We start from the raw sequence: 18,725 nt of genomic DNA on the forward strand, positions 1-18,725 counted from the left end.
GCCCGCTTCCTCTGTATACACACTTCGCTATTTTTTAGACAATCCCTTTTTCTCAAATAAAACAAGACTACTTCTTTTTTATTTTCATATTGTTTACTAATGAAAGAATTTTAAGGAGGTTACTTAAATGAAACGTTTATTTCTCTGTATGGAACGTGAACTTGTTGTAGTGAAAGAACAATATGATAACTATGAAACGACTTACCACTTACAAAATATGCAACCTACCTGTATCGCTGTTGATCCGTTCCACCCAAACCGTGTATATTGCGGAACATTTGGACGAGGTCTATGGTTAAGTGACGATAGCGGGGATTCATGGAGACCAATTGGAGATTCTTATCGTTACTTTGATTTCCCTAAAGAAGATGGTATTTTACACTCCTCTATCACTTCCATAACAATAAGCTCAAATGAACAAGTGAACGGATATGGGGTCGTTTATGTCGGCACAGAACCGAGCGCTTTATTTCGCTCTGAAAATGGTGGTGAAACGTGGACTGAACTTAAAAATATGAAATCATTATTATCTTCTTATACGTGGGCTTTCCCGCCTAGACCTTTTACCCATCACGTACGCTGGATTACAGTTGATCCAAACAACCCTAATACAATACACGTTTCAATCGAAGCTGGTGCTGTTATTCAAAGTAATGATAAAGGGCATACATGGATTGATAAAAAATTCGGTGCTCCTATCGATGCTCATCAATTACTTATGCACCCTGAAGCACCAAATCGTCTTTATGCATCATGTGGTGACGGATTTATGGGCGGACCTGATCGTGCTTATCTTGAAAGTTATAACAATGGAAACAGCTGGATCTCATGTAGTGAAGGACTTGAACATCATTATTTATACAGCATGGCAATTGATCCAGCTGATTGTAATACGATTCTAGTTTCTGCCGCGCCAAGTGCTGATCTGGCTCATCACCGTATCCCTTATGAATCTTATATTTATCGAAAAACGAAAGATACTCCGTTCCAGCAAGTACAACAAGGACTACCATCTGCAATCGGTACAGTCATTTCGATGTTTGCGACAAACAAGGCTGAACCACATACGTTTTACACGTTAAATAACAATGGCGTCTTTCAATCCAATGATAGCGGCGAATCGTGGGAACAACTAAATATTCCGTGGAAAGATGAATATAAAACGCAGCATCCGCATGCATTGCTCGTTACTAGTTCTTAACGAAAAAAAGACTGCCTAAATGGTTTTAGGCAGTCTCTCTTTTATTTCTTTAAATCAATGACAATATCATCTAACACAATATCTTTACTCTTCGCTTCTTTTTTCGGCACTTCTATTTTCTTCTCTTTCCCATTCACATACTCTACTCCACCATGATTTTCAGGTGTATGTACTCGCAAGTGCACGCGAGGTGTAACGATAAGCTTTGTTGCATTTTCGTTTAGTTTTTGGAAGGTGGCACTCCAATGGATATTGTAAGGATCGTTGCCACTTCCCCCATTTCCTTCACCCGAATAAATATTCCCTAAATCATCCTTAACCGTCAATTCAACATCTACACTATCCCATTCTTTCCTCGTGCCCTTAGAAACCTCTTGATTGTAATAAAGAATAAATGAAACTGGCGATATTGCGACCTTTTCCATATTTGCTTTTATACCTTCTTTTTCCGAACTCCCACCAATTGTTCTCTCTTTACTATCCACTGATTTTACAGTTAAGGCGAAATTCCAATTACCTTGTATTGATTTTTTCCTATCTGGCATCTCTATTCTCTCTATATTCCATCTAAAGTTTACTTTGTCCTTTTTATTGCTATCATGATGCGTCGTTGTTACCATACCTACATACTTTTTTTCAGTAACTTTAGTCATTTTACCACTGCCTGAACTACCATGAGCGTCCATTATATCCAATCCACCTAATATGATAGGATCCTCCCCTAAGTCCTGCTCACTTTCCAGTGAATACGTTATAGATAATGTTCTGCCATCAGAAATTACATCATTAATTGTAACCTTAACTCCATTACTCTCTCTCGTCATATTCAACTCAGTCGAAAATTCTTTATAATTTTCATATAACCCTGTTCTACCATTATCTAAAAATCGGAATATGTCACCTACAATTGGCAATCCCCCAGCATATGTAGGAAATCCGATACCGAGTGTTGCAACTGATAATCCTACTAAAATAGATGCAGCAGCGACACCTTTTTTCCAACTTTTCATCTTTTTCTTCGTACGTATCGATTGTTTTACATTTCGTTTTACTTTTTCTTTTTCAATTTCAGAAGCCTCAATTTCTTCTAGTTCTTTTTCGTCTATATCAATATCATTTAATAGTTCATAAATGTCTTTCATATTGCACTACCTCCAAAACTAATATTCGTAGCATTTTGTTGTAGTTTCTTTTTCCCCCGGTACACTCGATTATCAATTGCTGCCCGAGTTAATCCTAACTTGTCACCTATTTCCTCTGTCTTCATACCAAGTAAATATTTCATAATGAACACCTTTTGATCTAGCGGTTCTAATTGATTAATGAGCTTCAATAATTCTTCCCTATCTTCCATAACGATTAATTCGTCTTCTGCTGATTTTTCTGTACTGATATGAAACTCATCTGAAATGATTTCTACTGTTTTAGTCGATTTCCGGTAATAATCAATTGCTTTAAACTTCGCAATCGCTGCAATCCACTTTTTAAAATCGCTCGGCTCTCCATGAAATTTATTTGCGTTATTCCAAATGGAAAGAAATATATCGTTTATACATTCCTCTATGAGTCCATCATTTTGAATGGGAAGTAGAACTTTATGCGTGATTCCCTTTATGAGTGGTAAGTATGTATCGACAACAAATTCTAACGCGTCTTCTTTTTGCCGTTGTAATCTTTTTATAAAATTTTTCTCATTTGATTTCATGTAGCGATTCCCCTTATTGTTTTGTAAAAGCTTTTACACCCTATATAACGTCTGAGAAAATTTTTTCTCTCATCTTTTTTATTTTTTGTATGTAATGGAATACTTTTCCTTAGCCATTGTCTCACATAACTATGCGTTCAAAGAAAATTTTCTCAAGTCTACAATTTGGTTCATGTAGTACACTATTTATATAGTCATTCTTTAACTTGGTGTACATTTTATTTCGTTAATCTACTATTTTAAATTAGGAGATGAGATATGTATGTGTGGAATTACAGGTTGGGTAGATTGGAAAGAAGACCTTTCAAATCAACATGTTATTTTAAAAAAGATGGCAAATAGTATTCAGCATCGTGGTCCGGATGCTGAAGGATTTTGGTTTTCACCTCGCGCAGCTTTTGCACACCGCCGATTAATCGTAATAGATCCTAAAGGAGGAACGCAGCCAAAAACATTTCGTGCTGGTGATTATACGTATGCTCTTACTTATAATGGAGAAATTTATAATTTCCGTGAACTTAGAGAGCAGCTTCAAAAATGTGGGCATGCATTTGAAACCCATTCAGATACAGAAGTATTACTACATGCTTATTTAGAATGGAAAGAAGACTGCGTACGACATTTAAACGGAATTTTCGCTTTTGCCTTATGGGATGATCAGAAGCAACAATTGTTTTTAGCACGAGATCATTTAGGTGTAAAACCACTCTTTTTTACAGAAAGAAATGGCAGTATTATTTTCGGCTCTGAAATTAAAGCATTATTAGCGCATCCATCTGTCCCTGCTGAAATTGATGCGGATGGAATAAATGAAATATTTGGATTAGGCTTATTTCGCACTCCAGGATGTGGCGTCTTTAAACATATTCAAGAAGTACGTGCTGGACATTCTATAACATTTACACGTCATAAAAAAGGAGTTACGAAGTATTGGAATTTAGAAAGTAAGTTCCATACAGACTCTATAGAAGATACATCTTCGCATATTTTATCTATTTTACAAGATACAGTAAAAAGACAATTAATTGCCGATGTTCCTCTCGTTTGTATGTTATCAGGCGGATTAGACTCTAGCGGTATTACTGCACTTGCGGGTAAAGAATTTGCTGCTGAAAATAAAACACTTCATACGTATTCTGTTGACTTTGTAAATAGCGCAAAAGATTTCGAACTGACATTTGCTCGCACTGGTTTAGACGCACCTTGGGTAAAACGCGTTTCTGAATATGTCGGGACAGCGCATCATGATATTATTGTGAATGCTGAAGAATTAGCAAATCAATTATTCGTTCCCCTTCATGCAAAAGATTTACCGAGTGCTGGTGAAATGGAAACTTCACTATATTTACTATTTTGCGAAATGAAAAAAGATGCGACCGTAGCTTTATCCGGCGAATCGGCTGATGAAGTATTCGGTGGATATCCTTGGTTTCATCAAGAAGAACTACTATATGTAGATAAGTTTCCTTGGCTAAAAAATTGGAAAAATACATCTCCTCTTCTACTAAATGAAGTAAGTAACCAATGTAATCTAGAAGACTATATTGATACACGATTCCAAGAGGCGATACTTGAAGTACCTACTCTTGAAGGCGAAAGTAAAAAATCCGCGAAACAACGTCAAATGTTTTATTTATTTTTAACACGATTCCTTCCTTTCTTACTTGACCGTAAAGATCGCATGAGTATGGCTGTTGGATTTGAAGTTCGTGTACCGTTTTGTGATTATAGATTAGTTGAATATTTATGGAATGTTCCTTTCAACATAAAAAGTATTGATAATATTGAAAAAGGCATTTTACGTAGAGCACTACAACCAGCTTTACCTGACGATGTACGCAATAGAAGAAAAAGCGCTTATCCAACTTCACAAGATCCACTCTACTTACAAACAATCCGTAATTTAACACTTGATATGTGTAACAATAAAAACAATCCTATTTTCTCACTTATTAACCATTCCATCTTACTTTCAATTGCTGATCAAAGTAATAAAGAGATTAACAATTTTGAGGCAAGAAGTGCCATGGAGTATATGCTACAAGTAAATGAATGGTTGAAAACATATCACATCCATATTGCTTAACAAAAAGGAGTTCAAGGATAAAAACCTTGAACTCCTTTTATATTAATTAGTACATTGTTTATTATCAGTATCAATAGACCATCCAATAATCGTGGCACAGTCTCTACCTTTCCACTGCAGTACATTTGTTAATACGGGCTCAATCTGCAAGCTATTTCCGTCGTGTAATATTTCTACTAAAGATTGATCATCATCAAACCTTCGTTTGTCACACTCTAAAATACCGTCCGTTGCCATTACAATGTGATTCATTCCTTTTTCTAATCCTCTTACACCTGACGTAAAGCAAGGTGTATTTGCTGCAAAAATATTTTTCCTGCCAATATATTCGTAATTTTTCCGTTTATTTAATCGTCCTTTTCCATTTTTCGTTTTCTCAGAATGGAATAAATACGCGAAACAATCACCAACTGATAACCAATATAAAAATTCGCCTTTTCGTAAACAAATTAAGCAAGCGAGTTCCTCATCATCTTGATCACACTTTTTAATAAATAACTCATCTGTAAATAACGCTAATAGGTACATATGTGTATGATGGAAAGCTAAATGTATTGGATATGAGAATAACTCTTTTAGTTTTTCTTTTCTTTCCGAAATCGCTTCTATTATATAATCTATATTTTTTGTTTTGTGATGTGTATCAAAAATCATAACAAATTCAAATTGTAATTCAGGATCCCACCAAGCCAGCACCGCATCTCCTCGTTCATATGCATCACTCTCTTGATTTCCCCCATATACGCCGACTGAAAGAGGACCACATTTTTCAACATGTATTTCATCTACATACATCTGTTCATGACTAATCCATTTGAATGTATTCACAGCTATCATCCTCTCTCTTGCTAAATGTATACCTTTACACATAGATTACCTTATATTTCAATAAAAATAAACTTTTTCAACATTTTTTATCCAAATAAAAGGATTTTATTTCTAAAACAACGAATATATCTTACTATACGATATAAAAAAGGGGATTTATTATTATGAACAACATTAATCAACATTGGGAGAGCATTTATTATCACTTACGATACGAATACGAGGACAACCTTTCCCACCAAGCAATTCGTATTTTACAAATCGTTTCTCGTGAGAAAGGTATAACAATTGGAAAAGTCGCTACTGAGCTTAGTCTTTCTCATAACACAGCGTCTGAACACATAAAGCGCCTTATTCAAAAGGGCTTCATCATTAAAGAGCGAAATAAAAAAGATGAAAGAGTTGTAAATCTTACATTAACAATTGAAGGAATTGAAGTATTAGAAAAACATACTTTACTAGATAAAGAAAAGATAAAAATATTAGAATTACAGTTATCAAAAGAAGAACAACAATTAATTGAAAAAGCATTTTCGTTATTAGCGAAGGAGGCAAAATATGCATTTCCTCGTTAAAGTAATCGTTTCGGCACTTATTATCGGCATTATCACTGAAGTCGCTAAACATTACAGTACGATAGGTGGCTTTATTGCTGCCCTTCCTCTCGTGAGTTTACTTAGTTTATTTTGGATTTCATTCGAAGGCGGAAATAAACAAGAATTGAGTCAATTTGCTTTAGGGGTATTATATGGATTCCCCGCATCAGCACTACTATTATTTATTGTCTATATTGGTTTAAAAAATTCATTTACACTTAGTACATCTGTCCTACTTGGTATAGGTGTTTGGTGTATCGTTTTTGCTTGTCAAAAATTATTTCAAGCTTAGGAGGAATTAACATTCATAAATTTGTAGAAATAATGAGGCAAAATATAGAAGTACATATAAAAGGAGATGGTAAACAAACTGTAGTCATTCAAACTGGAATGACTTGCTCATTTTATGATTGGTTTCCTATTATAGAAAAGCTTTCAGAGCATTTTACAGTTGTTTCATACCATCGCCCAGGTTACGGAAAAAGTGATTTAGGCAATCAGCCGCGTACAATAAGGCAAGTTACAAAAGAGCTACATATGTTACTAAACAAACTAGCTATTCAAGAACCATTTATTCTAATCGGTCATTCCTATGGAGGATTATGTGCACAACATTTTGCGATGTTACATGAAGATAAGCTGCAAGCACTTATTTTAGTTGATTCTACTTCGATGAACTTACACCGTTTAGATGAACTTCATTTACCAATTTCTGATCAAACTGATTCTGATGATGTTTGGTTTCAAAAATATAATATATATTCCAAAATGGATGTAGACACACTTTATAATGAACTAAAACCTATTCTCACCGATCAATCAAAACAGCAAATTGAATTCTCTACCTCGCCTTCATTATATAAAGCGACAGCTTCTGAACTATCGGAGTGGAAAAACTGTGCTCTCTCACTAAAAGAGCTATGTAAAACATTAGAAATATCATTAATCGTTATCGGTAGAGATCCTCAATATTCTATTACTCAATTGACTAATGGCGGCATGCCAAAAGAGGAAGCAACACAACTTGAAGCAATGTGGCAAGAACTAATTCACGAACAATTACACCTCTCAACTAACAACCAATATATTCTTGCCGAACATGCTAGTCACGGTATAGAAAATGATCGACCAGATATTATTATTGAGGCGATTCATTTCTTACAAATAAAAAAAGGAAGCAACTAAAGCTGCTTCCTTACTTATCTATTCATAATCTTCTTCATCATCGATTTCTTCGTAATATGAACTTCCATTACTTACATATATAGGGCCATTCGCAACATCAATACGTAGTACCCACGCCCATGGCACAGCTAAACGTTTATGTATCGCTCGCCAAAAGCTCATTGATTTTCTTTCGTACTCCTGGAACTCCTGAAGTAACTCTTTGTAGGAGGAACCGTCTAACTGAATATTTGCTTCTAACAAACGAGAATGGGCATAGTACTGTAACTCTAGTTCAGCAGCAATTTCCATTTCTTCTTCCGTTGCCATACCAATAATTGTTCCATCTTCTGGTGCAATTTCATATACGTTTTGAACTTCAATAAGCCCTTCTTTCTCTTTCTCAAACATGTAAACAGCCTCCTTTAACATATATTTTTTATGTTACAAAGTCATACTTCTACAATAACTTCTCTCTTTCCTCTTTTTTTGATAAACTTTTACAAAATATTTAACCGATGACCTGTTTTCTCTATTCTTTCAGCAGAAATGAAACGATTTTTATCAAAATTTAATTGATACACATCAGGCATATGAAGTGTTTTCCAAAACTCTAAATCATATTTCGAATTAAAATAATTCATGAGTAATACCATAATATTTCCATGCGTACCTATTACAATATTCTTACCTTCATATTGTTTTAATATATTTTGCATACATATTACAGCGCGCCTTTGTGCGACATCATTCGATTCTCCGCCTTCGTATGCAAAACTCCAATCTTCCCACACATTCTGCATAGCATCATTAAAATTTGATACCGGTTCTGTGCTCAATAATCTTTCACGCAAATCTTCTTCTGTTTGTATTAATAATTTATATGTATTCGCAATTCCTTGTACAGTTTGGATTGCTCTTTTATACGGGCTAGAAATCACAACATCAATATGTTTATCTTTTAATAAGCGTGTTACATTCTCTGCATCTAAGTACCCTTTTTCAGATAAAGGTCGCTCCCGTTCTTCTTTTGTATAGGTAGAATGGGCATGGCGAACGAAATAGATTGTTGTCATTTTTCAACCTTCTTTCTTATTTTCAATTTATATTCAATAACAAGATTGGAAAATCCTGTATTAAAAAAGAGCACTTTGCATAAGCGCTCTTTTGTTTACATAATAAAATTATTTCATTATAATTTATTTCTGAATTCCTCACTTATGGCAATATCTCGAATAAAGTAATCCATATTACTTAGAAGTTTTTCAAATGCTTTTTCACTCAAATTGTTCATCATAAAGACAATCTCAATCTTATTCCCTTTTTTATCAGTACCATAGAAACTATTTGTTAATACAAATGCCGTAGAACCACCTTTCTGTCCAGCAAATTCGAACATACCCTCTCCTACGGTTCCTTTAAATATATTCTCAATCTCACCTTGCATTTGTGGTGTAAAATAATTTCTGCTATTTATCTTTTCCAGTAAACTCATGTAATCCTTCGCATTTGCACCTATAAACCGATCTGACCAAATACGTTGAAAGTCCATATCGGCTTTTAACGATATCTCGCGTTTTGTCCATTCTTTCTCGTCTTTCATCCATTCATGTATTTGCCATACATGCTTAACATATTCATCATTAGACATATTACGTAGCTTGTCCAATGCTTTATTTTGAGGAATATGCAGTTCTTTTTCAACATAGCCCCTCATATATAATGCCCCTGTATACGTTGGATAAAATTCATCGTGACTATTTAAGCCTAACTCTTTCAAACTTTCATTTATCCGCGCTGCTCCAAGCTTGTCCAATAAATATGATGTATTCGCATTCGAACTATAATGGATCATTCCTTTCACTACTTCTTCTAAAGAAGTTTGACCACCCTTCACTAACTCTTTAACTTTTACATCATCTAGCCATGCAGGGTGTGCACCACCATCAGTATTTTTCACATAGTATTTTTCTAATTCTTTCAATGAAATTTGCTCGTCTTTTCTTATTTTCCCTTCAGCTACTTGCTTAGCATATTCAATTGCTATAACGATTTTCGACATACTTGCTAGCGGTAGTTTTTCTTTTTCATTTATTGATGTCAATGTTTCACCATTTCTTTTAACAATTAAAGAAGTTGTTTTATCATCCTTATGTTCTTTTATGTAATTTAGCACATAATTAGAGTCTTCTTTGGAATTGACATATTCCTTCACTGAAAAGAAAGCTATACAGCCTACTATAGTAATTCCAGCTATAATTCCAACAACTTTTAATCCCCTCATGATACTCCCCCTAAAATAAACATATTATATATTATACTAAATAAATTTCCCTTTTTAAGTAATAATTAGATTATTTATACAAAAAACACTTCTTTTCTTAAACAACAAAAAAACATGCTTTCATGATGAGAGCATGTTTTGTGATATTCTTCACATTGTTTAGTTGAAAAATTTTACTTACCATGATGTAACATTAAATCACTAAGTTCTTCTTCAATGTGATTTAATTTCGCAACGCCTTCTTTCCATTTATGAATATAACGTGAGACCCCAACGAAAAACAAAACAATAATTGTGGAAAGAATAATACCATATACGATTGCTACAGTACTCATAGTTACACTTCCTTATAATTAGTAATGTGGTTATTAGTTATATTTTTATTATAAACCTTTTTCTTTTAAAATACTTCAATTTCAACTTTTTGTAACAAAATTGATTTTTCTAACATTTCGTTCGTAAAAATGGCATATTTTTCACAAATTATACAAAACTTCACCATATGTACTATTACCATATGAGTTATATTATTAAATAGAATAAAGGGGATGATATACTATGACGACTTGGTTTATTGTGATGTTAGTTGTATTTGGAGCATTTAAAATTATCGTTTCTAGCCTTCCTAACACTGTTATTGAATCCATTATTAGCAAGTACGAAACACATCCACAACTTGACGAAGAGAATGTGACTATTACAATTCACGGAAATAACGTAGAAGGCGAAAAGAAATCAAAAATTATTCATGATTTTAACGAAGGTTTATTTTTAGATCGCTATTATGCACCACCCCATAATGAAGGCACTCCTTTAATTATCAATGCAAAACGTGGTAAAAAAGATTTCACATTTTATATTTACAGTCATGAAGAGCATGTTGATGTTGTAAAACAATATAAAAAGAAGGTAGTTGCTTATAGTTTACGCTCTAAAAATCTTCAAAACAGTGATATGTTCGTATCAGCTGATTTGTATAGTGATAATAAAGTTATTGAATTTTGACTAAAAAAGATAAGAGCCTTACTACATTCTATATGCAGCAAGGCTCTTTAAAGTTGTTTCAAATTATATCCATCTGCTTATGTAATGCTTAAAAAATGAATAATAAAGTTGTTTACTTCTTATTAAACTAACGCCCCCGTTAGTTTAAGTGTAACTCTTCACAATTATTTGATATTATATAGATAAATAGAAATATAAATCAGAATTTAGTTTATAGTTATAAAAATAAGTTATTTATACCCTTATAATTCTTCAGAAAGGAGAGTGTATGAACAAGACTATTGTTTTTGTATTAACGATATTTATATTATTCTCAGGATTCGCAACACAAAGTTATGCGTTGTCAGATTCGAAATCTGTGGCAATACAAGCATTGCTAGATGATGCCTGTCGTACGTCAGGTGTGCCTGGAATGTCACTCTCAATACTTGCTGATGGTGAAGTGTTCTACTTTTCTTCTGGGTATGCAGATCTTGAAAAGGGACTGTCTGCAAGTGAAAATACACTCTATGAGTTGGCCTCGGTGAGTAAAGCTTTTACTGGTATGGGGATTTTGCTATTGGAAGAGCAAGGGCTGCTATCAATGACTGACCCTATCCAAAAATATTTACCTTGGTTTACGTTAAAGTATCAAGGTAAACCTGTTGATATGCAAAACCTTACACTAAATAACTTTCTTCACCATACCAGCGGCCTAACAAATATTAGACATCTTCAAAATATTCCACAAGGTAATACGCCTGATATGTTGCAAAAGACCGTGGAAACGCTGGTAGATGCAGAATTGGCGTTCTCTCCCGGTGAACAATATAACTATGGAACCGTTAATTATGACGTATTGGGTTTGGTTATTGAGATTGTATCACGACAAAGCTATGAAGACTTTATGAAGGAGCAGGTATTTATACCCTTAGGTCTTCACCAGACGTATGTTTATAAAGAAGATGCTCAAGCCACTGGACAGTTAGCACAGGGCTACCGTTCTTCCTTTTTTATAACAACTCCATTTAACGCTCCGGATTATGCTGGGAATAAACCTGCCGGCTATATCATTTCTAATACAAAAGATATGGCGCGTTGGATGGGCATACAGATGGGTATTGTGCAGGACATACCCGAAATATTTCACAGGGCTATCGAAAAATCACATAGGGGTGATATGTCTGTTTCGGCTGTCAATGATATGTATTATGCGGCAGGTTGGTCGGTAAACGCCGAACAAACGTTTATAGAACACACTGGGGGTAATCCAAATTTTAGTACCAAAGTAGCCATACTGCCAAATGAAAGAACAGCCATCTGCTTACTGAGCAACGGCGCAAATACCAATATAAACCTGGTACTAAAAGTTAAAAATATATTAAACGGCAATCTAACTCAGTCATATGAGATAAGCGGCACACAGCTTTTGGACATCATTTTGTCGTCTACCACAATTATTCTTTGCCTATTAGCCGTTCTGTTATTTTTCTTAGGATTAAGAAAAAGGAAAACGAATGAGCAGCAGCCAATGACAAAAAAGAGAACAATCGTAACAATTATTTTCCTAATCGCTACGATTGCCCAGTGTATAATGTTTTTTGCCCTCGATTGGTCAACGATACTTATTTGGCAAACATATAGTGTTCTTACAGCTTTAATTTCGTCAACATTATTAACAGCAAGCATTACTTGGTTTGTATATACTCACCGATTAGATGCCTCGTTCCGAAAATAAGTATAATGTTAAGTAAATAAATCCTAATTTATCGATATTTTTAATTTAAAAAACAGAAGACACCTCGGTGTCTTCTTTAATGTCATCGACACTTCTCCTAGTTAAACCCACTTGCTATTTCTTCCACTAACCTGCCTCGTTAGTAGAAGAAGGATTTTTAAACAACTATATTATTTTTTAAATGACTTTATTGTAAATTAAACAACTTTATTATCTCTGTACATGATTTAGCTTAATACTCATATATAAAAAGGAATCCACGAAATATGGATTCCTTTTTTCTCATTTACTGAAAAATAAGCTCTGTCTTTAAACTATCTTTCGGTAACAACCAGTCTTTTTTCTCTAAACTCCCCATTAATAATTCCCTTTGTTTTGTCGCAATACTTTCTTCATTTGTTTTAAATGACACTTCTATTACGAAGTCATCTTCTAATTTTCCGGTATTACTTAATGGCCAAATTTCAATATTTGCTTTTATGTTTTCAAACTCTCCTGTATATCGTTTCATTAATACAGGACCGTAAATACGGGAATTCTTTAACATCTCTTCTCCCCAATTTGTATACAACCATTTGTTCATTTTCCCTGGTAATTTTTCTATTAACATGTTTTGAGCAGCTTGTTCATTTGGTAAATCAAGTATCCCATATCCTTTAGCACTGTAACTTTTCTTATTTGAAATGCTTAATGTTTTCTTCTCAAATCCCCAATCTATTTCCGCCTCATAACTATCCGTATTACTATCGAATCCTTCTTTTTTAGCTACTTCTAGTGCATCTTGAATTACACCATTTTGAATAGGATATCTTTTTTTATATGTTAGTTCAAAATCTTTACTAAATTCTTTCTTTCGAATTCTAGCAAACCAACCTTCATCACTTAAACTTTTATTCGCAGTATCTAAAAATTGCACTTGTATTCTTTCATATTTTGTACCAGCCTGGAAATGTTCTAGCACCTCTTGCTTCATCTCTTTGTTATAACCTAATACTTGTTCTGGCTTTAATAATAACTTCACTTCAAAACTAGGTTTCATTGGACTAGCAGTAGACCCTTCCTTAACGTTATAAAGGAAACAACAAAAGAAAATGCTTACGAATACAAATACTTTTTTCATATACCTATCCCCTTTGTATTTTAAATGACTTCTATACGTTCCATTGCAAGTGAATATACATTTTCATATCCTGCTGTACTTAGCTTTTGTTGTAATCGATCTGTATCCTCTTTCAAAGCGTGTACTAGCACCGTATGTTCTGGTAATAATGTATTTAACATCTCTTTAACGTCTCTTATACTTTGGTGAACTTTATACGGAACTCGCTTCACCCTACATGTACTCCTTACAGGTTCTTTCATAACTCTTTCTGCAAAACTCCCTTTCGCAATGTGCCCAGTAAAAATAACGGCATTCCGCTTTTCATTCCGAAGCTGTTCATAGTATAACTGTGCTCGTCTCGTTTGCATATTCGCATCACTCATTACAACTATTCCGTAACTATTTTGCAGACTAATGTCATTATCCATCACTATTATGTTTCTTTTTAGACTCTTCATAACCCATTTAAGTTCTTTATTATTTTTTATCCAATCTTTATATGCGAACATCTCTTCAAATCCAGCCAAGATTTCTTTATCTACTATAAGAGGAAATTCTTTATATCGTTCATATAAATACAATACTATATCTTGCGCCCTACCAAGTTGTGGCAGCGGTAATAATGCTATTCCTTTATTTTGCATAACTCGTTCAATTTCTGCACATAGTTCGTTTACACGTTCATTTTGCGAAACATCATCTGTGTGATAAGCGGCATCCACAATTGCGACTTTTATATTGTGGCCCAATTTCTCAGGTAAATTAGCTCGTAGTATATTAGACTCTGCTGAATAGTCGCCTGAATAAAATACGTATGTATTATACATATCAACTAAAAACCAAACAGCTCCCAATACATGCCCACTATATCCCCATTGAAACCGCAATGTAGGAGTAATTTGTACCCATTCATTTGGATTGCTAATCTCATCAATACATACATAATTTAAATCTTTTATGTGTTGGTCGCTATAAGGTAAATCCCACCCTTGCATCACATTATAGTTTCTCCATTTTTCATAATATAACGGCAGTTGCTCCTTCGTATAACGAGTCGTCCAAATTTTTTTCTTATAGCCATACTTCGCTAATAAAGGTAAACCCATCGTATGATCTTCATGAATATGTGATAAAAATACCGCATCTAGAAATGGAACAGCTTCTCTCTCTATTTTTGGATAACTATCCTCATAAGATCGATTAATACCACAATCAAATACTATTTTCGTCTCTTTATTTTTTACAAAATAGCAGGAGCGACCGTACTCTCCAGCTCCTCCCCATACTTCTACTCTCATCATGCTACCCCTTTTCGTTTTTGCTCCATATGTTGCAGCAGTAATAAGCACATTGTTGTAAGTCCAACAGAAACAACGGCCATCGCCATGCCTATAGATACTTCACCCTGTTCAAATTGAGCAAAAATAAACGTTGCTGACGTTTCTACTGATGGAGGTAATACGAGAAGCGATGCTACTAACTCTCTTATCGAAATTGTAAATGTCATCGCCCATCCAGCAAGAATGCCTGGGATAATAAGAGGCATTATTATTTTTCTAAAAATATAAATATAATTTCCAGAAAAAACACTTCCTGCCTGCATGAGAGAATCATCAATTTGTCCGAGTGATGATTTTACATATTGCACCGTGTAAGGTAAAAACAGAACAACATACGTTACGATAACCATGATTGGTGTATTGTAAATTGACATAGGCATATATGGTGAATTCCAAAATAGAATAAGACCTACAACCATAACGATTCCTGGTACCATATTCGGTAACATACCGCACATATCAAGCCATTTTTCAGAGGTTTTTTTCCCCTTTCGAATCATAAGTGCCAAAAAGACTCCAATCATTACCGCGATAATCGCTGTTACGAGTGAAAAAAGAAAACTATTCCATAAAGCCTCTAATCCCGGAGATCCTATTGTAAACAATGCCTCATAATGGCTTGTTGTAAAGTTATTTACATGTAAACCGCCGCCTCTTAATTTTGACAAAGAAGCAATAAGTATAGAAAAGTATGGAATTCCAATTGATACTATTAATAAACCAATTACATACATCCATGCTACAACGCGCGTAAATATAGACAAAGTATATCTTTTAGATTTCACACCTTTTCCACTAACCATTGCATATGAATACTTTCGATTCAATACATTTTGCATATACCAAATAAGCATACAAGCACTAAGTAATAAAGAAGATAATGCTGTTGCACTACTAAAATCAATTGGCCAACTCGAAATAAATTTATGGATTTCTGATGTTAACACGTGGAATCCTATTCTACGTCCGAATGTAGCCGGTGTTCCAAATTCAGCAATCGTCTTTACGAAAATGAGTAAAGCACCCATTACATAACTTGATACTAATAACGGCAATATTATTTTTCTTAAACGATAGAAAAAACTTCCGCCATGAACTGCTGCAGCTTCTTCTTTACTACTCCCAATCTGAAGTAACGTGTTTTTCAGCATGAAATAAAGGAATGGGAATAAATGCAGACTCATAATTAAGACCATACCTCCTAAACTAAAAAACGATGATGAAACTGTCTTTAGCATCGGAAAAAATTGTTCAAAATAGCCGTTAGGTTGCATGAACAAAATCCAGCCCATTGATCCAATATACGGCGGTGTCATAAATGGAATCATAAAAACAATATCTAACTTACTATACTTTCCTACATCTGTTTTGCTCATAATAAACGCCAATGGAAATGCAAATATTGTAGCTCCTATTACAACGAGTACACCTAGAAGCAGCGAATTCAGAAAAATCCCAGCTAATCCACCACTCTGCATCACTTCAAAAGGCTTTAAAAAGTTCCAACTGCTATTTTCATATATACTAGAAAATAAAATAAGAAAAAGGGGTATGACGATTAACATCGCCACAAGCAATAACGCTACCGTCATTCCAACTTGTCTTACTGATACGAATCGATTTACCATGGAATCACCATCTTATTGAAATACTTTCTTAAATTGTTTTCCTATTTCATCTTGCTCTTTCTCAACTGTTTTCCAATCAATATTTAATACTGGAATCTCTTCTACATTTGGTCTATTTTCAGCTTTTATATCTGTTCTACCAGGCAATAAATACGCTTTAGAAACTTGTTTTTGTACATCATCGGATAATAAATAATCAATAAACTCTTTTGCGCCTTCTACATTTTTACTATCCTTCATAATCCCCGCTGCGCGTGGACTAATAACTGTTCCGCTTTTTGGATATACGATATCAACAGGTTCACCCTTTGCTTTTGCGCTGTACGTCATATAATCAACACCCGCAATTACCATATCTTTCGCACCTGTTACAACTGGGTCTAACGCTTCCTGATTTGCTCCTGCTACTGTAACTTCATTTTTCTTAAGTTGTTCAAATAAATTCCATCCATCTTTTCCATTCTTTTTCACATATCCAGTTACAAAGTCTAAAGCTGAACCTGAAAGTGCTGGATCTGGAAGATTCACTTTTCCTTTCCATTCCCCTTTCGTTATATCGCTCCAATCTTCAGGCGCTGTCTTCACATTTTTTGTATTGTACACAATCCCTAATGCTGAAGCACTATACCCGAAATAATGTCCTTTATCATCTGACCATTCAGAACGCAGCTTATCAGCTTGTTTCGCTTCTTTATAAGCTAACGTTTGACCCTCTTTCTTTAATCCTTCCATCGCTGGTAATGATGCAAGTACGACTACATCAACGACTGGATTTTTCTTTTCAGCTTCCATTCTCGCTAAAATTTTACCAGTTGTCCCTTGAAACATTTCCACCTTTATACCAGTTTTCTTTTCAAAGTCTTTTTGAATTTTTTCTGCTAACCCTTTTGGCCCTGCACTATATACAACAATTTTCTTTTCAGTCGTATTTTTACTTTTTGCATCTGCATTGCCTGTCTTTGAACTACACCCTGTTACTACAGCCGAAAATAATAAAGTACATACAAATAAAGACTTAAGCGAACTGAATTTCTTCATATGATTCTCCCCCTATATGATGAATACATTTTTTTGGCACATATAACGATACTGGTTTACCGATGCTTAATTTACTATTGTGATAAGCTGTCCATATTCCGAGTGCCCCCATGTTTACTTTTATTTCATACCGTTCTCCTACATATGTAACGTGCTTAATTTCACCTGTATACATTTCGCACACTTCATTTTTCGTCCAGCTCACATGCTCTGGACGAACCATTTTTTTACCCTCTACAAGCCAATTCGCCTTACCAACAAATTTGGCAACAAATTCATGAGACGGTTTCACATAAATATCTTCCGGTGTTCCTTTTTGTAATACTTCTCCTTGTTTCATGACAATAATTTGGTCTGACATTGACATTGCTTCTGTTTGGTCGTGAGTGACATACAGTGCAGTTAAATCAATGGAATGAACGATATCCATAAGCTCTATTCTCATTTCTTCTCGCAAAATTGCATCGAGTGCACTTAGCGGTTCATCAAACAAAATAAAATGAGGTTTTGTTACAATTGCTCTAGCGAATGCGACACGTTGTTGCTGTCCACCAGAAAGTTCGTGTGGATACCTTTTCTCCATACCTTGCAGGCGAACTCGCTTTATCGCATCTTCTACTTTTTCTCGCAATTGATTCGTTTGCTTTGTAGCTCTTAAACCAAATGCAACATTTTCAAAAACAGTCATGTGCGGCCATAAAGCAAAATCTTGAAATACCATACCGATATTCCGTTCATGAGGAGATGTCTTTATCTTTTTTGCAGCAGAATACATGCACTGGTCTCCAAAATATATTTCTCCCTTATCCGGTTCTTCAAGCCCTGCTATCATTCTAAGTAAAGTCGTTTTCCCACATCCCGAAGGTCCTAAAAGTGTAGTGAATTCCCCTTGTTTCATTACAATCTGCAACGGCTTTAACGCCTGTATTTTTCCAAATGTCTTTTCTAATCCACTAATTGTAATATCCATTGCTTCACCTCTCTCCCCTCATTCTTAACCTGCTTTCATTCTATATGGAAGATTTATACTG

20 protein-coding genes are annotated in these 18,725 nt (G+C 34.6%); 7 read left to right on the forward strand and 13 right to left on the reverse strand.

Translation table 11 applies throughout. From position 1 onward, the window contains the following. Positions 1 to 127: 127 nt before the first annotated feature. Complete coding sequence (locus DN400_RS06490) at positions 128 to 1,201, forward strand: WD40/YVTN/BNR-like repeat-containing protein (RefSeq protein WP_000825318.1); 1,074 nt, start codon at positions 128 to 130, stop codon at positions 1,199 to 1,201. Between the two features lie 41 nt (positions 1,202 to 1,242). On the opposite strand, the gene DN400_RS06495 is transcribed toward DN400_RS06490, so the two are convergent. Both DN400_RS06495 and DN400_RS06500 read right to left on the reverse strand, forming a co-directional pair. Then, positions 1,243 to 2,343, reverse strand: a complete 1,101-nt coding sequence (locus DN400_RS06495; RefSeq protein ID WP_071714470.1) for a DUF4179 domain-containing protein — start codon at positions 2,341 to 2,343, stop codon at positions 1,243 to 1,245. After that, entirely contained in the window at positions 2,340 to 2,906 is a 567-nt protein-coding gene (locus tag DN400_RS06500) for a sigma-70 family RNA polymerase sigma factor (RefSeq protein ID WP_000840007.1), read from the reverse strand. Before DN400_RS06500 ends, DN400_RS06495 begins: the two co-directional genes overlap by 4 nt. Positions 2,907 to 3,168: 262 nt before the next feature. Between DN400_RS06500 and asnB the strand changes: the two genes are divergently transcribed. Then, positions 3,169 to 4,992: an asparagine synthase (glutamine-hydrolyzing) gene (asnB, locus tag DN400_RS06505; protein ID WP_147801579.1), complete on the forward strand. Its 1,824-nt coding sequence runs from the start codon at positions 3,169 to 3,171 to the stop codon at positions 4,990 to 4,992. Positions 4,993 to 5,034: 42 nt separating this feature from the next. Here asnB and DN400_RS06510 read toward each other — a convergent pair whose 3' ends face one another. Next, positions 5,035 to 5,862: a PP2C family serine/threonine-protein phosphatase gene (locus DN400_RS06510; RefSeq protein WP_071714472.1), complete on the reverse strand. Its 828-nt coding sequence runs from the start codon at positions 5,860 to 5,862 to the stop codon at positions 5,035 to 5,037. Between the two features lie 122 nt (positions 5,863 to 5,984). Here DN400_RS06510 and DN400_RS06515 point away from each other — a divergent pair, with 122 nt between their 5' ends. The 3 genes from DN400_RS06515 to DN400_RS06525 are packed head-to-tail and all read left to right on the forward strand — an operon-like array spanning position 5,985 to position 7,601. Next, positions 5,985 to 6,395: a MarR family winged helix-turn-helix transcriptional regulator gene (locus DN400_RS06515; protein WP_053564811.1), complete on the forward strand. Its 411-nt coding sequence runs from the start codon at positions 5,985 to 5,987 to the stop codon at positions 6,393 to 6,395. Continuing rightward, entirely contained in the window at positions 6,379 to 6,708 is a 330-nt protein-coding gene (locus DN400_RS06520; RefSeq protein WP_000545616.1) for a DUF3147 family protein, read from the forward strand. The genes DN400_RS06515 and DN400_RS06520 overlap by 17 nt, the downstream gene beginning before the upstream one ends. After that, the gene (locus DN400_RS06525) at positions 6,669 to 7,601 is read left to right on the forward strand and encodes an alpha/beta fold hydrolase (protein WP_147801580.1); all 933 of its coding nucleotides are present in this window, start codon (positions 6,669 to 6,671) and stop codon (positions 7,599 to 7,601) included. Before DN400_RS06520 ends, DN400_RS06525 begins: the two co-directional genes overlap by 40 nt. A gap of 18 nt (positions 7,602 to 7,619) precedes the next feature. Here the strand turns inward: DN400_RS06525 and DN400_RS06530 are convergent, their stop codons facing one another. The 5 genes from DN400_RS06530 to DN400_RS06550 form a co-directional block, all read right to left on the reverse strand. Continuing rightward, positions 7,620 to 7,991 carry a hypothetical protein gene (locus DN400_RS06530; protein ID WP_000461779.1) on the reverse strand — a complete coding sequence of 124 codons (372 nt, stop codon included), beginning with the start codon at positions 7,989 to 7,991 and terminating at the stop codon, positions 7,620 to 7,622. Positions 7,992 to 8,080: 89 nt separating this feature from the next. Continuing rightward, complete coding sequence (locus DN400_RS06535; protein ID WP_065228587.1) at positions 8,081 to 8,656, reverse strand: histidine phosphatase family protein; 576 nt, start codon at positions 8,654 to 8,656, stop codon at positions 8,081 to 8,083. 116 nt (positions 8,657 to 8,772) lie between these two features. After that, entirely contained in the window at positions 8,773 to 9,864 is a 1,092-nt protein-coding gene (locus tag DN400_RS06540; protein ID WP_001214676.1) for a serine hydrolase, read from the reverse strand. Between the two features lie 173 nt (positions 9,865 to 10,037). Beyond that, entirely contained in the window at positions 10,038 to 10,199 is a 162-nt protein-coding gene (locus tag DN400_RS06545; RefSeq protein WP_000108701.1) for a hypothetical protein, read from the reverse strand. A gap of 65 nt (positions 10,200 to 10,264) precedes the next feature. Continuing rightward, positions 10,265 to 10,381, reverse strand: a complete 117-nt coding sequence (locus tag DN400_RS06550; RefSeq protein ID WP_001987133.1) for a hypothetical protein — start codon at positions 10,379 to 10,381, stop codon at positions 10,265 to 10,267. 41 nt (positions 10,382 to 10,422) lie between these two features. Between DN400_RS06550 and DN400_RS06555 the strand changes: the two genes are divergently transcribed. Both DN400_RS06555 and DN400_RS06560 read left to right on the forward strand, forming a co-directional pair. Next, positions 10,423 to 10,869 carry a YfmQ family protein gene (locus DN400_RS06555; protein WP_029441929.1) on the forward strand — a complete coding sequence of 149 codons (447 nt, stop codon included), beginning with the start codon at positions 10,423 to 10,425 and terminating at the stop codon, positions 10,867 to 10,869. A gap of 268 nt (positions 10,870 to 11,137) precedes the next feature. Next, entirely contained in the window at positions 11,138 to 12,586 is a 1,449-nt protein-coding gene (locus tag DN400_RS06560) for a serine hydrolase domain-containing protein (RefSeq protein WP_147801581.1), read from the forward strand. Positions 12,587 to 12,872: 286 nt separating this feature from the next. Here DN400_RS06560 and DN400_RS06565 read toward each other — a convergent pair whose 3' ends face one another. From DN400_RS06565 to DN400_RS06585, 5 genes are read right to left on the reverse strand one after another with little or no spacing between them, the layout of a single operon-like run. Next, positions 12,873 to 13,706, reverse strand: coding sequence for a hypothetical protein (locus tag DN400_RS06565; protein WP_065228585.1), 834 nt, complete (start codon positions 13,704 to 13,706; stop codon positions 12,873 to 12,875). 20 nt (positions 13,707 to 13,726) lie between these two features. Beyond that, a complete protein-coding gene (locus DN400_RS06570) occupies positions 13,727 to 14,989 on the reverse strand; it encodes an MBL fold metallo-hydrolase (protein ID WP_065228584.1) in 1,263 nt (420 codons plus the stop codon). Further along, positions 14,986 to 16,656 (reverse strand): ABC transporter permease, encoded by a 1,671-nt coding sequence (locus DN400_RS06575; RefSeq protein ID WP_000248146.1) that lies wholly within the window; start codon positions 16,654 to 16,656, stop codon positions 14,986 to 14,988. The genes DN400_RS06570 and DN400_RS06575 overlap by 4 nt, the downstream gene beginning before the upstream one ends. 12 nt (positions 16,657 to 16,668) lie before the next feature. Then, on the reverse strand, positions 16,669 to 17,694 hold the full coding sequence (locus DN400_RS06580; RefSeq protein ID WP_000714686.1) for an ABC transporter substrate-binding protein: 1,026 nt from the start codon (positions 17,692 to 17,694) through the stop codon (positions 16,669 to 16,671). Continuing rightward, positions 17,672 to 18,664, reverse strand: coding sequence for an ABC transporter ATP-binding protein (locus DN400_RS06585; protein WP_000355536.1), 993 nt, complete (start codon positions 18,662 to 18,664; stop codon positions 17,672 to 17,674). The genes DN400_RS06580 and DN400_RS06585 overlap by 23 nt, the downstream gene beginning before the upstream one ends. Positions 18,665 to 18,725 lie beyond the last annotated feature (61 nt).

The organism is Bacillus sp. AR8-1 (genome assembly GCF_008042345.1).
Taxonomy (GTDB): domain Bacteria; phylum Bacillota; class Bacilli; order Bacillales; family Bacillaceae_G; genus Bacillus_A; species Bacillus_A cereus.

Excerpts from the sequence above, each read along its gene's own strand:
- DN400_RS06530 (WP_000461779.1), bottom strand. The coding sequence starts at position 7,991 with ATGTTTGAGAAAGAGAAAGAAGGGCTTATTGAAGTTCAAAACGTATAT.
- DN400_RS06545 (WP_000108701.1), bottom strand. The coding sequence starts at position 10,199 with ATGAGTACTGTAGCAATCGTATATGGTATTATTCTTTCCACAATTATT.
- DN400_RS06500 (WP_000840007.1), bottom strand. The coding sequence starts at position 2,906 with ATGAAATCAAATGAGAAAAATTTTATAAAAAGATTACAACGGCAAAAA.
- DN400_RS06560 (WP_147801581.1), top strand. The coding sequence starts at position 11,138 with ATGAACAAGACTATTGTTTTTGTATTAACGATATTTATATTATTCTCA.
- DN400_RS06510 (WP_071714472.1), bottom strand. The coding sequence starts at position 5,862 with ATGTGTAAAGGTATACATTTAGCAAGAGAGAGGATGATAGCTGTGAAT.
- DN400_RS06535 (WP_065228587.1), bottom strand. The coding sequence starts at position 8,656 with ATGACAACAATCTATTTCGTTCGCCATGCCCATTCTACCTATACAAAA.
- DN400_RS06515 (WP_053564811.1), top strand. The coding sequence starts at position 5,985 with ATGAACAACATTAATCAACATTGGGAGAGCATTTATTATCACTTACGA.
- DN400_RS06580 (WP_000714686.1), bottom strand. The coding sequence starts at position 17,694 with ATGAAGAAATTCAGTTCGCTTAAGTCTTTATTTGTATGTACTTTATTA.
- DN400_RS06565 (WP_065228585.1), bottom strand. The coding sequence starts at position 13,706 with ATGAAAAAAGTATTTGTATTCGTAAGCATTTTCTTTTGTTGTTTCCTT.
- DN400_RS06495 (WP_071714470.1), bottom strand. The coding sequence starts at position 2,343 with ATGAAAGACATTTATGAACTATTAAATGATATTGATATAGACGAAAAA.
- DN400_RS06570 (WP_065228584.1), bottom strand. The coding sequence starts at position 14,989 with ATGATGAGAGTAGAAGTATGGGGAGGAGCTGGAGAGTACGGTCGCTCC.
- DN400_RS06520 (WP_000545616.1), top strand. The coding sequence starts at position 6,379 with ATGCATTTCCTCGTTAAAGTAATCGTTTCGGCACTTATTATCGGCATT.
- DN400_RS06555 (WP_029441929.1), top strand. The coding sequence starts at position 10,423 with ATGACGACTTGGTTTATTGTGATGTTAGTTGTATTTGGAGCATTTAAA.
- DN400_RS06490 (WP_000825318.1), top strand. The coding sequence starts at position 128 with ATGAAACGTTTATTTCTCTGTATGGAACGTGAACTTGTTGTAGTGAAA.
- DN400_RS06550 (WP_001987133.1), bottom strand. The coding sequence starts at position 10,381 with ATGGTAATAGTACATATGGTGAAGTTTTGTATAATTTGTGAAAAATAT.
- asnB (WP_147801579.1), top strand. The coding sequence starts at position 3,169 with ATGTGTGGAATTACAGGTTGGGTAGATTGGAAAGAAGACCTTTCAAAT.
- DN400_RS06585 (WP_000355536.1), bottom strand. The coding sequence starts at position 18,664 with ATGGATATTACAATTAGTGGATTAGAAAAGACATTTGGAAAAATACAG.
- DN400_RS06540 (WP_001214676.1), bottom strand. The coding sequence starts at position 9,864 with ATGAGGGGATTAAAAGTTGTTGGAATTATAGCTGGAATTACTATAGTA.
- DN400_RS06575 (WP_000248146.1), bottom strand. The coding sequence starts at position 16,656 with ATGGTAAATCGATTCGTATCAGTAAGACAAGTTGGAATGACGGTAGCG.